This window comes from Streptomyces sp. NPDC026659 (genome assembly GCF_040638245.1).
Classification (GTDB): Bacteria; Actinomycetota; Actinomycetes; order Streptomycetales; family Streptomycetaceae; genus Streptomyces.
Genome location: NZ_JBEZXY010000001.1, coordinates 931,282 through 945,699 on the forward strand (window position 1 = coordinate 931,282; position 14,418 = coordinate 945,699).

The window sequence follows — 14,418 nt, forward strand, 5'->3', positions numbered from 1 at the left end:
TGGGCGCTCAGACGTCGCGGACGCGCAGCGCGGCGTTCCCGGCGACACCCACCGCCGCGGCGGTCAGCGCCAGGACGGCGAGCCCGGCGCCGGGCGCGAGCGCGCCGTCGGCGTGGACCACGGCGTACGCGGACTGCCCCGCGGTGACCGGCCAGTACCGGCCGAACCAGTCACCGACCGCGCCGGGCAGACCGGGCGCGATGGCGGGTACGAGGAGAGCGGCGCCGACCAGCACGGCGAGGCTGCCGGTGGTGGAGCGGGTCAGCACGCCGACGGCCACGCCGATGACGGCGACGAGCACCAGGTAGAGGGTGCCTCCGGCGAGGGCGCGCAGCACGCCCGGATCACCGGGGCTCGCGGCGGGCAGCCCGGCGCCCTTGAACATCAGCTGCACCGCCGTAAAGCTGACCAAGGTCGTCACCAGTGCGGTGACGAGCGCGACGGCCGCCACCACGGCCGTCTTGGCCAGCAGCAGACGCGTGCGCGACGGGACGACGGCGAGGCTGGTGCCGATCATTCCCGTGGCGTACTCCGTGGTGACGGCGAGCGCGCCGAGCATGCCGATGAGGAGCTGCGCGAAGAGGAAGCCCTTGAGGCTCGTCGTCGTCGGGTCCCAGTCGGCGGGCAGGTCGGACGGCGAGGTGCCGAGCAGGTCGGAGGCGCCGAGCACGCTCAGGGCCGCCCCCGCGAGGACGGTGCACAGGGCGGTGAGCCAAGTGCCGCGCACGCTGCGGAGTTTGGTCCATTCGGAGCGGAGAACGTTCATACCGGGTGGCTTTCGTACTCGGTGGCATCGTGGGTGAGGCGGAGGAAGACGTCCTCCAACGGCTCGCGGATCTGGGCGAGTTCGTCGAGGGCGATGGCCTCGGCCGCGGCGATCTTGCCGACGGTGGAGGAGTCGGCGCCGGTGACGAGGAGCCGTGGGCCGTCCTCGCGGGCGAAGGCGATACCGGCCCGGTCCAGGGCGCGGGCGAGCTGGTCGGCCGCGTCCGCGCGGACCGTGACCGTGCGAGTGGTGTGCGCCAGCAGGAAGTCCTCCATGGAGGACTCGGCGATCAGCTGGCCCCGGCCGATGACGACGAGATCGTCCGCGGCCAGCTCCATCTCGGACATCAGATGGCTGGAGAAGAGGACGGTGCGCCCCTCGGCGGCCAGGTCGCGCAGAAAGGTACGCAGCCACCGGATGCCCTCCGGGTCCAGGCCGTTGAGCGGTTCGTCGAACACCAGGACCCCGGGGTCGCCGAGCAGGGCGGTGGCGATGCCGAGGCGCTGGTGCATGCCGAGCGAGAACTCGCCCGCCCGGCGGCGGGCCGCGTCCGTCAGGCCGACCAGGTCGAGCACCTCCTCGACCCGGCCGCCGCCCAGACCGGCGGTGCGGGCGACGGCGAGGAGGTGGTCGAAGGCGGTGCGGCGCGGATGCACCGCGCGGGCGTCCAGCAGCGCGCCGACCGTACGCGCGGGCTCGTCCAGCTCGGCGATGGAGCGGCCCCCGATGGTGATGCCGCCCGCGGACGGCCGTACCAGTCCCAGCAGCATCCTGAGCGTCGTGCTCTTGCCCGCGCCGTTGGGCCCGAGGAACCCGGTGACGAGGCCCGGCCGGGCCGTGAACGACAGCTGGTCCACCACGGCCCGGTCCCCGTACCGCTTGGTAAGTCCTCGGGCGCGGATGGACCTTGACTCTTCGATCGACACATGTGCTCCCTTCCAAAAAGTAAACTACACAGTGCAGTGTAATTTTCTTGTAAGGGTAGGCTGAGCCCATGGCGACGACGAGACCGGCCGCACAGACTCCCGGCCGACGGCAGCGCTCCGAGAGCAAGCGGGCGGCCGTACTGGACGCGGCGGAGACCCTGTTCGTCTCCGAGGGGTACGAACTGGCCGGCGTCGACGCCATCGCCGCGCGCGCCGGGGTCTCCAAGCGCACGCTGTACGACCACTTCGGCGACAAGCAGAACCTGTTCCGGATCGTCCTGACCCGCGCGACCGACGCCCTGATGGCGACCGTGCGCACGGCGATCGAGCAGGAGCTGACCGACGGGCGCGACCTGCGCGAGGCACTGACGGCCTTCGCCTCGCGCGTGGTGACGGACGCCTTCCCGTCCTCCGACTACGCGACCTTCCGGCGGCTCACCGCACAGGGGCGGCCCGCCCCCCAGCTGCCGGGAGAGGTGCGGGACCGCCCCGAGCGGCTACTGGAGGAGCGGTTCGCCGAGCTGGCCTCGGCGGGCGCGATCCGGGCCGCCGACCCGCAGCGGGCCGCGCAGCACTTCACCGCGCTGACCATCCTGCTCGCCCTCGACACCCGCCGCGACGACCCGGCCTCGGCGGCGAGGGGACCCGAGATCCGCGCGCTCATCGCGGACGGGGTGGACGCGTTCCTCCGCGCCTACACCTGACCGACACCCCCCCACCTCCGCCGCTCACCCCCGGACGCCGACACCGCGCCGCCGGGTCGGTCGGCGCGACATCAGTCATTGACAGAATTGGACATTACACGCAAACTGGACAGCCTCTAAATTAGGTTTTGTCCGCTTCTGTGCGGTTACATCGAGTTCAGGAGCGAACGCATGGCATTCCCGTCCGAAAACCGGCGCATCACACTCGCCGAGCACACCGCCGACCAGGTCATACGGACCGGTCGGCCGTTTCAGGTGGTCTCGCGCCACACCCCGTCCGGAGATCAGCCGCAGGCGATCGCCGCACTGGAGAAGCACGTCCGCGCCGGAGAGAGCGACGTGGTCCTCCTGGGCGCCACGGGCACCGGCAAGTCCGCGACGACCGCGTGGCTGATCGAGAAGCTGCAGCGGCCCACCCTCGTGCTCGCGCCCAACAAGACGCTCGCCGGCCAGCTCGCCAACGAGCTGCGCGAGCTGTTCCCGCACAACGCGGTCGAGTACTTCGTCTCCTTCTACGACCACTACCGGCCCGAGTCGTACGCCCCGAGCACCGACACGTACTTCGCGAAGGAGTCGGTCTCCAACAAGGAGGTCGACCGGCTGCGGCACTCGGCGACCTGGTCGCTGCTCAGCCGCCGTGACGTGATCGTCGTGGCGTCCGTGTCGTGCATCTACGGCCTCGGCACGCCCCAGTCCTACCTCGACCGTTCGTTCCAGCTGTCGGTGGGCGACACCGTCGACCGCGAGGAGCTGCTCGCGGCGCTGGTCGACATCCAGTACACGCGCACCGACGCCGAGCCGGCCGGGGGCCGGTTCCGCGTGCGCGGGGACACCATCGACATCCACCCCGCCTATGAGCACACGATGCTGCGGGTGGAGCTGTTCGGCGACACGGTCGAACGGCTGACCGTCGCCGATCCGGAGACCGGCGAGGTGCGCGAGGTCATCGACCGCACCCGGGTCTTCCCCGCCACCCACTACTTCGCCGGGCCCGAGCGGATGCGCGCGGCGGCCGACTCGATCCAGGCCGAGCTGACGCAGCGGGTCGCGGAGCTGCGCCGCGGCGGCAGGCTGCTGGAGGCCGAGCGCCTCCAGGAGCGGACGGAATACGACGTCGAGCTGATCCGGCACACGAAGGTCGCCTCCGGGATGGAGAACTACTCCCGGCACCTGGACGGACGTGCCCCCGGCGCGCCTCCGTCCACGCTGCTGGACTACTTCCCCGAGGACATGCTCGTCGTCATCGACGAGTCGCACGTGACGGTGCCGCAGCTGTCCGGCATGAGCCACGGCGACGCCGCGCGCAAGAAGACCCTGGTCGAGCACGGTTTCCGGCTGCCTTCCGCGCTGGACAACCGTCCCCTGACGTGGTCGGAGTTCGCCGCGCGATGCCCGCAGCGGGTCTACCTGTCCGCGACTCCGGGCCGGTTCGAGCTGACCGCCGCGCGGGGCGCGGTCGTCGAGCAGATCATCCGGCCGACCGGGCTGCTCGACCCGCGGGTGACGGTCAAGCCGACCGCCGGCCAGATGGAGGACCTTCTCGAGCAGATCCGCGAGCGGTCCGCCCGTGGCGAGCGGACCCTGGTCACGACACTGACCAAGAAGATGTCGGAGGACCTGACCGACTACTTCGACGAGCAGGGAGTCCGCGTCCGCTACCTGCACTCCGGCGTGACCACCATGCGCCGCGTCGAACTGCTGGCCGACCTGCGCCGCGGTGAGTACGACGTACTGGTCGGCATCAACCTCCTGCGTGAGGGACTCGACCTGCCGGAGGTCTCCCTGATGGCGATCCTCGACGCCGACCAGGACGGAATCTTCCGCTCCGACACGGCACTGATCCAGATGATCGGCCGCGCGGCGCGCAACGTCAGCGGCGAGGTGCACATGTACGCGGACCGGATGACGCCCTCGATGCTGCGCGCCATCGACGAGACCAACCGCCGCCGGACGCTGCAGGCGGCCCACAACGAGACCCACGGGATACGCCCGACCGCCCTGCGCAAGAAGATCAGGCCCACGGTGTCCGCCCAGTACCCCCAGGCACAGCACCCGACGACCGGCACGTCGTACAACCGGAGGATGGCGGCGTAACCGCGGGGCACCGCACACGAGGGGCGATCGCGACGGCGACCGCCCCTCGCCGGTCAGGACCCGGGTGTTCCGGTCTGCGCCCCTGGTGCGACATCCCGGGGGCTGTCGGTAATCCGCGCCTGCCGAACGAGACCTACTGACGCCCCGCCGGCACGGGTTCGGTTTCCCGAACCCCCGAACCGGGTGCTGCCACGATCGCCCGCCACGCCACGCCCGCCAAGGATGGAGGCATGGCTGAGACGACGACGGACACCCAGGACGCCCAAAGGGGAGCCGCCGCCCGCGCGGTGGACCTGCACCGGGAGTACGGGCGCGGCACCGCCGCCGTGCACGCCCTGCGCGGGGTCTCGGTGGCCCTCGCGCCCGGGACGTTCACGGCGGTGATGGGGCCCTCGGGGTCCGGCAAGACCACCTTGTTGCACTGTCTCGCGGGGATGGACCGGCCGTCCCGGGGTGCCGTCTGGTGGGGCGGTACGGAGGTGTCCCGGCTGCCCGAGCGGCGGCTGGCGGAACTGCGGCGCGGCCGGGTCGGGTTCGTCTTCCAGGCGTTCAATCTGATGCCGACGATGACGGTCGCGCAGAACGTCGAACTCCCCGGCCGGCTCGCCGGGAAACGGCCCGACCGGGGCCGGGTGACGGGCGCGCTCGCCCGGGTCGGACTGGCCGGGCGTGAACGGCACCGGCCCGGTCAGCTGTCCGGCGGGCAGCAGCAGCGGGTCGCGATCGCCCGTGCTCTGGTCTCCCGCCCCGAGGTACTGTTCGCCGACGAGCCGACCGGGGCGCTCGACCGGGCCACCGGGCACGAGATCCTCGCCCTGCTGCGCGCCGGTGTGGACCGGGACGGCCAGACCTGCGTGATGGTGACCCACGATCCGGTCGCCGCCGGATACGCGGACCGGGTACTGCTGCTCGCCGACGGTCTGGTGGTGGACGAGTTCGACCGGCCCACCGCCGCGCGGGTCGCCGAACGCCTGAGCCGGCTGGGCGGGTGAACACGATGGCCTTGATCGCCCTGGCCCAACTGCGCCGCCGTCCGGCCGCCTTCGCCGGTCTGGCAGTCGCGCTCTTCCTCGCCATCGCCACGATGACGCTGTTCGGTTCCCTGTTCGCCGCCGATGTCAGCACGCCCGCCTCCGCCCGGGAGGCGACCGAGGGGCCGGGGCTGATGGTGATCGCCGGTGCCTTCGGTGAGATCGCCGTCCTGGTCGCCTTCTTCGTCGTGGTCAACGCGCTGGGCTTCGCTCTCCGTCAGCAACACCGTGAGCTGGCCCTGCTGCGCACCATCGCGGCGACGCCCCGTCAGACACGGCGCCTGGTCCGCGTCCAGGTCTGCACGACCACCTTGCTCGCGGCCGCGCCGGCCTGGATCGCCGGGGTGGCCCTGGCCCGCCGCTTCCTCGCCGAAGTGCAGGGACTGGGGATGGCGGCACCGGGCGTGCGAGTGCCGGTGACACCGGTACCGATGCTGGTCGCGCTGGCCGCCGTACTCGCCGTAGGTCTGGCCGCCTCGGCCGTCGCGGCGCGCGGGATCTCCCGTATCGCGCCCGCGGCGGCCCTCACCGCGAGCTCCACCGAGCACGGCCGGACGGGCGCACCACGCCTGCTCGCCGGAATCGGCGCCATGGCGGGCGGAGTCCTGCTGCTGCGGCTGGCCGCGACACGGCCGGCGGAGCAGTCGGACAAGGCGGGGCAGGCGGCGTTGCTCGCTTCGCTGGTCCTGCTGGTCGCCGTCGCCCTGACCGGGCCGTTCGCGGTACGTCTCCTGGCGGCCGCCCTGGGCGCGCCGGTACGGACCCTCGCGCCGGGCGCGGGGTGGCTGGCCGACGCCAATCTCCGCGGATACGCCCGGCGGTTGTCGTCCGCCGTCGTACCGGTGGCCCTGCTCGTGGGGCTGTCCGGCACCATGCTCACCATGACAAGCACCGCTGAGCACGCCCCCAACTCGGGTGCGACGAGCGTCACTTCGGCGACGGACGTCTGGCTGCGCCAGGCCGAGTTGGTGCTCCTGGCCTGCTTCGCCGCCGTCTCCACCCTCAACACCCTGATCGCCGTGACCGCCGAACGGCGCCGCGAGTTCGCGCTCCTACGACTCGTCGGCGCCACCCGGCCGCAGCTGATGCGCATGCTGACCGTGGAAGCGGTGCTGACCACGGCGGAGGGCGTCCTGCTCGGAGCGGCGGTCGCGGGCGCCGCGTCGGCGGCGTTCAGCACGGCGGTGACCGGCTCGCCGATGCCGTACGTCCCGGTGGGCGCCTGCTGGTTCATCGTCGCGGGCGCGGCGCTGCTGACCGTCCCGGCCATCCTGGCCACCGGCCTGCGAGCGGTCCACGGCCGGGCGGCGGAGGTGGTGGGCGGTGGCCGTGACTGAACACGGCGGTGGCTCCCTCGCCGAGGGTACGGCCGGAGCTCCCGGGCCCGGAGATGGCTGAGCGCCCGCGCCACCGGTCCCTCCGGGGCGGCGAATGGGCCTTCGCCGTCGTCGGACTGCCGCTCGCCCTGCTCGGCGGTGTCTACGCCTTCGCGGTCCTGTACGCGGGGACGCTGCTCTCGCTCACCGTGCTCGGTCTGCCGTTCGTGGTCGCCGCGCTGCTGGGCGCGCGTGGCCTGGGCGCGCTGCACCGGCGGCTGATCGGCCGCCTGCTCGACGAGCGAGTCGAGGCACCGGCGAAGCTGCCCCGCCCGGCGGGCCTGATCGCCCGTGGCCGTGTCGTGCTGGCCGATCCGGTCGCCTGGCGGACGCTGCTCTATCTCGTACTGCGGTTGCCCCTCGGCGTGCTCGGGTTCGTCACCGCCGTGGCGATTCCCCTCGGCTGCGGCTGGCTGATCGGCTTTCCCCTCTGGGTCCGCCTCCTGCAACCGGGTAGGCGGCCGCTCGGCTGGCTGGACGCCGCCTCAATGGTGCTGGGCCTGCTTCTCCTGTACGCGGTGCCCACCACGATCCGGTTGCTGAGCGAGGCGAACCGACGCCTCGCACGGCTGCTGCTGGGCCCGGCCCGTACCCAGCAACGTGTCCGTGAGCTGGAGTCTGCCCGGGCCACCCTGCTCGCGGACAACACCGACCGGTTCCGCCGCCTGGAGCGCGACCTGCACGACGGCACCCAGGCCCAGCTCGTCGCCCTGGCCATCACTCTCTCACTGGCCGACGACGCGCTCTCGTCCGCCGACGGCCCGGACCTCCGGCGGCTGCGGACCCTGGTGGACCGCGCCCGCACCCAGACCGACGACACCATCACCGAACTACGGCGGCTCACCAAGGGAATCCACCCTCTGGCGCTGGACAACGGTCTCGACGAGGCGCTTCCGGCCCTCGCCGCCACCTCGCCGATACCGGTCACCGTCCGCCTGGCCCTACGGGAACGCCCCCACCCGGCGGTCGCACGAACCCTCTACTTCTGCGCCGCCGAACTCCTCACCAACATCGCCAAGCACAGCGGCGCCCGCGCGGCCGAACTGACAGCAAGCGCCGCTGACGGCCGTATCCGCCTGATCGTGCGCGACGACGGCTGCGGCGACGCGGCACCCGGCACGGGCACTGGCGCTGGCACCGGCACTGGCCTGACCGGTCTGGCCGAGCGGCTGGCGGCGCTGGACGGAACCCTGTGCGTGGACAGCCCGCCCGGCGGCCCCACCGTCGTGACCGCCGAGCTGCCGACGCGACTGCGCTGAATCAGCCGCCGCTCTCCGCCAGATAGGCCAGGACAGCCTTCACCCGCCGGTTGTCGGTAGGCGTCACCCGCAGCTCGAACTTCTCGAAAACAGCGGCGACATGCTTCTCCACCGCGCGCTCCGACACCACCAGCAGCGCGGCGATGGAGCGGTTGGAATGGCCCTGCGCCATCAGCTCCAGCACCTCGCGCTCGCGGGACGTCAGGGTGTCCACCCGAGTACGCCGGGCACCCCGCATCATGAGCGTGACCACCTCCGGATCGAGCGCCACGCCCCCTTCGGCGACCCGGTGCAGCGCGTCCACGAACTCGGAGGTCCGGGCGACACGTTCCTTCAGCAGATACCCGACCCCCGTCGCACCGTCGGCCAGCAACCGGGAGGCCCAGGCCGCCTCGACATGCTGGGAGAAGACCAGAATGCCGACCTTCGGCATCCTCGCCCGGATCTCGACGGCGGCCCGAATGCCCTCGTCCCTGTGCGTGGGCGGCATCCGAACGTCCACCACGGCCACATCGGGCCGCTGCTCAGCCACCCCGTCCAGCAACTCGGCCGCCGTCCCGGCAGTACCCACCACCTCGCATCCCCGGGCGCCGAGGAGCTCGACCATGCCGTCCCGGAGCACGACGGAGTCCTCGGCCAGCACCACACGCAGACGCCTCTTGACCATGCCGTCAGCTACTACGCGGGGTCCAGCACAGGCTTCGCGGGGAGCCCGCCGTTGTTCTCGCAGCGCAGTTCCTTGGCCATGGCCAGCGAGAAGGAGTGGGCCACCGTCGCGTAGGCGTCCTTCAACGCCTCTACGTTGTCCTGGGGGTCTCTCGGCATACCCCAGTACTCCGCGCCGATCACGATGTGGGCCTTCTCCGACGCGCCACCCAACTTGTCGCTCTGGCACGTGAAAAAGACGTACGCCATGTCCGCCGCTGCCACGGTCTCATCCCCCATCTTCAGCACAGTGAATTTCGGAGCCGCCGGCTCGTCCGTCGGGGCGTCTTCTTCCAGACCCCAGGTGATTCTGAGCTGAAACTTCGGCGTGCCGATGGGCATGAAGACACGGCAGGCGTCCCCGCGATCGACGATGGAGTTCGGGTACGCGGAGGCGAGGGCCGACGCGGCCCGCGCGACGGTGTAACTCTTCGACGACGCCTCGAAGCGCGACGACCCCGTGATCACCTTCAGCGCCTTGGACGCGTCGGCGGAAATGGCATTGCCACCGCAGAGTTGTGTCCCCCCAACGACCTTGTAGTCCTTCGGAAGGCCGTCCTTGTCCCCGTCACCTCCACACCCCGTGGCCCCGAGAAACAACGAGCCGGCCACGACCGCGGAAAGCAGTCCCCCACGTACTGACCTACGACTGATCACTGTCCGCATCCTCACGTGTCCCCGGCCGCCCGCCGCCATCAGCCGGTCTCCGGATCGTTGCCCTGCTGCTTCTCCCGGTCGTTGCCGACCCCGTAGCCGAGCAGCATCGATTCGCGCAGATCCTGCGCGAACACGTTTGTCCTGGGGTTCACACCGTGCCGCTCCAGGAAATCCTCCATCGGGGCCTCGGCCATGCTCTCACCGCCGGAGTAGATCTTGTTCTTCTCCTGGTCGGTGAGGTCCTCCATCTTCTCCTTGTGCTCATCCACCGTGTTGTCGGAGATGTCGCCGACCATCTGGCCGATGAACTGTTCGGCAGCGCCGCTGGCGGTGTCGGTCGCCAGCGGGATGAGCACCGCCGCCGTGCCCACGGCCGCGGTCGCGGGCAGGAAGGCGACGCCCGCCGCGACGCCCGCCGTGGCCCCGAACTCCACCCAACCGGACCGCTTGGCGACCGCCTTCTCGTAGTCCTCGTGGGTCTTGAGGTTCGTCGCCTCCACCTGGTCGGCCCGGGACTGGTCGAGCATGCCCTGTACCTCGGCGCCCGTGCGCACGGTCGCCCTGGCCTGTGCGGCGACCTCGTCGGTGATCTTTCCGTCCGGCCCCACCACGTCTTCCAGCACGCTGCGGGTGTAGACCTGCTCCGCGGTCGAGACCGTCGCGTAGGCGTCCGGGTGCTGGCCCAGGGTGCTGAGGAAGCCACGGACGACGCTCCGCCCGTTTCCGTCCGAGGTGTCCGCGAAGTCGATGTGCCCGTCCGGGTTCTTGCCCGGCGCGAACACGCTGTCCGGATCGTTCTTGGTCAACGCCCAATTGATGTCGTCGACGTAGCCGGCGCCCATGACGCCCAGGCTGTCGGCCATCGCCTCCTGGTGCTTCTTCAGCAGACCCGGGTCGGCGGCGTACTTCTCCATGACCTTCTGCATGACCGCGGCGTTGTCCGCGTCCCGCACCACGCCGCCGTGCGGGGGGTGCCCGGCCGGGTAGCCGAGGGTCGCCGCCTCCAGGGCGTGACCGAGGGCGTCGGGCATCTGGTCGAGCGCCCCCTTGAGTTCCTTCGGGTCGAGCGAGTTGACGTCGCCGAAGGACTCCCACTTCTCGTTGCCGAAGAAGTCGAGGTAGTTGTCGATCGCCTCGCCGTCCTTGTTCTTGCCGAGGTCGGCCGTGGCACCGTGGTTGACCGTGCCGTCCGCGTTGTACGCGGTCGGCGGGTCGGCGAAGAACTTCTTCGCCGCTTCCGGGCTGTTGCCGAGCGCTTCCAGCATGGCGGTGGCCGGGTCGTAGCCGGCTCCGTTCACGCCGGAGGGGTTGAACGGGTTCTTGAACGGACTGTTCACCACCTTGTTCCCGGAGAACAGGTCCGGGTCCTTGGCATGCAGCTGCGCCACGTGTTCGGCGATCGGGTTGAGGAACTTCGCGTCGTAGTTCCCGTACCGCATGATCCCGCCGAGCAACTGGTAGCCGAACGGCCCGCCATAGTCGTGCTTGGCCAGCGGAATGCGCTCGGTACCCAACTTACGGAGCTCCGGACCCCACTTGTCGGTGAATTCCTTGTCGTGGGAGGCGGTGGCCAGGTTGAGGCCGAGGTTCCTCTGGAGCTCCTGGACGTCCTTGAGGCGCTCCGGGTCGACCTTCCCGTACTCGTACGTGTCCGTGGAGAGCTGGCCGAAGAACGCGAGCGACTTCTCGGGACCGAGCTTCCCGTAGAAGTCCTTGGCGAACTCCGCCGACGAGCTGTTGTCCTTCAACAGCTCGTTGAGCTGCTGGAGTTCGGCGTGCGTGAGGTCCCGGCCCTTGGCCGCCAGAGCGACGGCGCGGGCGGCCTCCTCCTGGTCCAGCTTCGTGTACGTCGGAGCGCTGAAGTCCTTGCGGTCGGTGACGTTGGCCTGGAGAGAGTTCTTGAGGGCGAGATCGTCGTCGTTGCAGTTGTCGACGATGAGGTCGATCCTCTTCTGCCACGACTCGATGTTCCGCCGCTCCTCCTGCAGGAGCGCGCCGTAGTCGGGGTCGTGCCGCGCCGCGGGGGTCTCGGACAACGGGTTCCGCGCCGTGACCTTGCCGCTGCCGTCCACGTGGATACCGGCCGCAGGCCCCTTGTGGTCCCGGATGTCGATCAGGTCGTCCATGGCCTTCTTGATGGCCGCGTGACCCTCTTCCAGGATCAGCTTCACACCCTTGGCCTCGGCCGCGGCGTCCGCGAACTCCTTGACCGTCTTACCGATGAACCCCCTGGTGACGCCTGCGTTGACGCCCTCCCAGGCCGCTCGGTCCGCCTTTGCCTTCATCCCGTCGGCGGCGTCGGTCGCGAGCTTGTCCAGCTTCCCCGCCATCTCCGCCCAGTCGTCGGCGGCGGCCTTCAGCTTCGCCACCGGGGCGTCGATAATGTCCTCGTACTTCAGCATGTCGCACGCTCCCCCGAGCCCTATTTCATGTATTCCGTTAGCACGGATATCCGCTTCAGATCTCCCTCGATCTTCGCCTCGTCCTTGGCGTGCTGGGCCTTGCTGTAGTCGAGGTGATTCGAAATCTGCGCGCAGGCGTCCCGCAGCGTCTTCAGGTGCGTCTGCCAGAAGTCATGCACCTTCAGCACGGCCGAACCGCTCACGAAGTTTCCATTGGTCAGCGCCGTCGCCGCGTCGAACGTGGAGGAACGGGCGATATCACCCTCCTTCGTCAGCCGACCCAGCAGGTCGTACGCGTCATTGCCGATGGCGCCGAGGTCGTCGCGATTGACCACAAGGTCTTTCCCGCCACCCCCGCTTCCGCCACCGTCGGCCGGAACGCTGTCGATCTGCGTGGCAGTCCGTTTTGCCGCCGCCGTGCGTAGTTCAGCCCATTCTTGCTCGAACGTCATGAATTCCCCCAAGTCCATCCGGGCAGGCCACTCCACCGTACCCGCGCGGCCTCCGCCCCGATCACCCCTCCCGTACAACTACCGTCCACGGAAAGGCCGGTAGCCGATTTCCCGGAGCCGGACGACAACTGTCGGCACTCTCGCCCGCGCACTGGTCAAGGGTCAGGACGCCGACGCTTCGAGCACCGCTCGGGGCGGGTGGCCGAGCGGGGCAGGTGGCCGAGCGGGGCAGGTGGCGGAGCGGGGCAGGTCGGGTCGCCGCGGGTGTCGGTGCAGCGGTTGCGCGGAGCGTGGGCGGCCCCGCCCAGGGCATCACCGCCGTCCACGCGCGGACGTTCACCGGCCGCCCCGACGAAGGCCGCGGAATTTTTCTCGGGCCGCGACAACCTCGGATGGGGCCGCACGTCTGGTGGGGTGAAGGGCGGTTACAGGGACGGGATTTCCGGTCCCGGTGCTGCCCGACCGTCAGTGTTGTCTCCGCACTCTTTGGAGTCGTTTCCCATGCGGCACATACGTCCCAAGAAGTCGAACCGTTCCCTGCGCACCTGGGTGCTGGGGTCGGCTGCCGGTCTCGCCCTGGTGGCGGGCGGCGGCATCGCCGCCCAGGCGGCCACCGCCGGCCACCCGCACCCGGCCAAGTCGGCACCGGCCGACCCGAAGCCCGTACCGTCCACCCCGGGCACGCAGACCTCCGGCGACACCGACCCCACGCCGGTCCCGGGAGACGCGAACGGCAAGCCCTACCCGCAGCCCGTGCCCTCCACCCCCGGCACGCACACCTCCACCCACACCGACCCGACCCCGGTCCCCGGTGACGCGAACGGCAAGCCCTACCCGCAGCCGGTCCCCTCCACCCCCGGCACGCACACCTCCACCCACACCGACCCCACGCCGGTCCCGGGAGACGCGAACGGCAAGCCCTACCCGCAGCCCGTCCCCGGTGACGCGAACGGCAAGCCCTACCCGGGTCACACCAGCCGCTGAGCCGCCGACCATAGGTGTGGCGGGGTCGGACCGGAGCCGGCCCCGCCACGCTCCTGATGTGAACGAGGACGATGCAGCTCACCGTTGCCCTGCCCTGGTGGGCCCGGCTCCTGCGCCGCGCCGGAACCACCCCGTCGCCGGCGTCGAGCGCGCCGCACCCCGGCCGACGATTCCGGCACCTGCGTTCGGTGGCCGACCAGGACGGCGAGGAGGATTCCCCCACACTCGCCGATCTGTACCGGACCCGGCGGCTCGACATGGTCCGGCTGGCGGCCTTCCTGGTGGACGACCTGCACACCGCAGAGGACGTCGTCCAGGACGCCTTCGCCGCCGTCTGCCGTAGGCACGGCGAACGGCTGGACAACCTCCAGGACGCGCACGCCTACCTCCATACCGCGGTGGTCAACGCCGCCCGCTCGGTGCTGCGTCGGCGGCGTACCGCGCGCGCCTACACCCCGCCGTACCAGGGCCCGGGGGCGCCGGTCGACGAGCCGCTGCTGCTCGCCGAGGAGCACCGGCAGGTCTTCGACGCGCTGGCGCGGCTCACCGAGCGCCAGCGCGAGGTACTGGTCCTGCGTTACTGGTCCGACCTGAGTGAGGCGCAGATCGCCGGGACCCTGGGCGTGTCCCGTGGGACCGTCAAGTCGACCGCGAGCCGCGCACTCGCCACCCTGGAGAAGCTTTTGGAGGGGGACCGATGACTGATCCGGCGCCGATCGAGGAACGACTGCGTGCCGCGCTCGAAGCGCGCGGGCGGCTCATCAGCGCCCACGACCTGTCACCGGCCCGCCCGCCCGCCGGAAGAACCTGGGGCACACGCCGGACGCGGCGGATACTGTCCGTCGCCGTCGCGGCGGCCGCGGCAGCCGCGGCCGCCGTCGTCCTCCTGCTGTCCTCCAACCCCCCGGACCACCTCCGCCCTGCACCCCCCGCCGGCCAGTCCAACCCCACCGTCACCCCCACCCCCACTGACCCGCACCCGGTACCTTCCACCGACCCGAACCCGGTGCCCTCCGCCATCCCGTCCGGACCCTAGGCTGTTTCCTTCAGATCATCAGGTCG

General features: G+C 70.8%; 14 protein-coding genes. 8 read left to right on the top strand and 6 right to left on the bottom strand.

The window, feature by feature from the left end:
* Nucleotides 1-7 precede the first annotated feature (7 nt).
* Nucleotides 8-766, bottom strand: coding sequence for an ABC transporter permease (locus AB0E91_RS04015; RefSeq protein ID WP_361774747.1), 759 nt, complete (start codon nt 764-766; stop codon nt 8-10).
* Nucleotides 763-1,692, bottom strand: a complete 930-nt coding sequence (locus AB0E91_RS04020; RefSeq protein WP_361774750.1) for an ATP-binding cassette domain-containing protein — start codon at nt 1,690-1,692, stop codon at nt 763-765. Before AB0E91_RS04020 ends, AB0E91_RS04015 begins: the two co-directional genes overlap by 4 nt.
* A 68-nt stretch (nt 1,693-1,760) precedes the next feature.
* Between AB0E91_RS04020 and AB0E91_RS04025 the strand changes: the two genes are divergently transcribed.
* The 5 genes from AB0E91_RS04025 (at nt 1,761) to AB0E91_RS04045 (ending at nt 8,156) form a co-directional block, all read left to right on the top strand.
* Nucleotides 1,761-2,396 carry a TetR/AcrR family transcriptional regulator gene (locus AB0E91_RS04025; RefSeq protein WP_361774753.1) on the top strand — a complete coding sequence of 212 codons (636 nt, stop codon included), beginning with the start codon at nt 1,761-1,763 and terminating at the stop codon, nt 2,394-2,396.
* A 171-nt stretch (nt 2,397-2,567) separates the two neighbouring features.
* Entirely contained in the window at nt 2,568-4,490 is a 1,923-nt protein-coding gene (gene uvrB, locus AB0E91_RS04030; RefSeq protein ID WP_361774756.1) for an excinuclease ABC subunit UvrB, read from the top strand.
* A 230-nt stretch (nt 4,491-4,720) separates the two neighbouring features.
* On the top strand, nt 4,721-5,482 hold the full coding sequence (locus AB0E91_RS04035) for an ABC transporter ATP-binding protein (protein ID WP_361774759.1): 762 nt from the start codon (nt 4,721-4,723) through the stop codon (nt 5,480-5,482).
* 5 nt (nt 5,483-5,487) lie between these two features.
* Nucleotides 5,488-6,858, top strand: a complete 1,371-nt coding sequence (locus AB0E91_RS04040; protein ID WP_361774762.1) for an FtsX-like permease family protein — start codon at nt 5,488-5,490, stop codon at nt 6,856-6,858.
* 53 nt (nt 6,859-6,911) lie between these two features.
* The gene (locus AB0E91_RS04045; RefSeq protein WP_361774765.1) at nt 6,912-8,156 is read left to right on the top strand and encodes a sensor domain-containing protein; all 1,245 of its coding nucleotides are present in this window, start codon (nt 6,912-6,914) and stop codon (nt 8,154-8,156) included.
* Nucleotide 8,157: 1 nt separating this feature from the next.
* On the opposite strand, the gene AB0E91_RS04050 is transcribed toward AB0E91_RS04045, so the two are convergent.
* The 4 genes from AB0E91_RS04050 to AB0E91_RS04065 all read right to left on the bottom strand — a co-directional run bounded on the left by AB0E91_RS04050 (nt 8,158) and on the right by AB0E91_RS04065 (nt 12,372).
* The gene (locus AB0E91_RS04050) at nt 8,158-8,823 is read right to left on the bottom strand and encodes a response regulator transcription factor (protein ID WP_361774768.1); all 666 of its coding nucleotides are present in this window, start codon (nt 8,821-8,823) and stop codon (nt 8,158-8,160) included.
* A gap of 11 nt (nt 8,824-8,834) precedes the next feature.
* Entirely contained in the window at nt 8,835-9,473 is a 639-nt protein-coding gene (locus AB0E91_RS04055; RefSeq protein WP_361774771.1) for a hypothetical protein, read from the bottom strand.
* 83 nt (nt 9,474-9,556) lie between these two features.
* Nucleotides 9,557-11,920, bottom strand: coding sequence for a hypothetical protein (locus AB0E91_RS04060; protein ID WP_361774774.1), 2,364 nt, complete (start codon nt 11,918-11,920; stop codon nt 9,557-9,559).
* Nucleotides 11,921-11,940: 20 nt separating this feature from the next.
* Nucleotides 11,941-12,372, bottom strand: coding sequence for a hypothetical protein (locus AB0E91_RS04065; RefSeq protein ID WP_361774777.1), 432 nt, complete (start codon nt 12,370-12,372; stop codon nt 11,941-11,943).
* A gap of 501 nt (nt 12,373-12,873) precedes the next feature.
* Here AB0E91_RS04065 and AB0E91_RS04070 point away from each other — a divergent pair.
* The 3 genes from AB0E91_RS04070 (at nt 12,874) to AB0E91_RS04080 (ending at nt 14,392) form a co-directional block, all read left to right on the top strand.
* A complete protein-coding gene (locus tag AB0E91_RS04070) occupies nt 12,874-13,356 on the top strand; it encodes a hypothetical protein (RefSeq protein ID WP_361774780.1) in 483 nt (160 codons plus the stop codon).
* A 71-nt stretch (nt 13,357-13,427) separates the two neighbouring features.
* Nucleotides 13,428-14,057, top strand: a complete 630-nt coding sequence (locus AB0E91_RS04075; RefSeq protein WP_361774783.1) for a SigE family RNA polymerase sigma factor — start codon at nt 13,428-13,430, stop codon at nt 14,055-14,057.
* Nucleotides 14,054-14,392, top strand: coding sequence for a hypothetical protein (locus tag AB0E91_RS04080; RefSeq protein ID WP_361774786.1), 339 nt, complete (start codon nt 14,054-14,056; stop codon nt 14,390-14,392). Before AB0E91_RS04075 ends, AB0E91_RS04080 begins: the two co-directional genes overlap by 4 nt.
* Nucleotides 14,393-14,418: the final 26 nt, after the last annotated feature.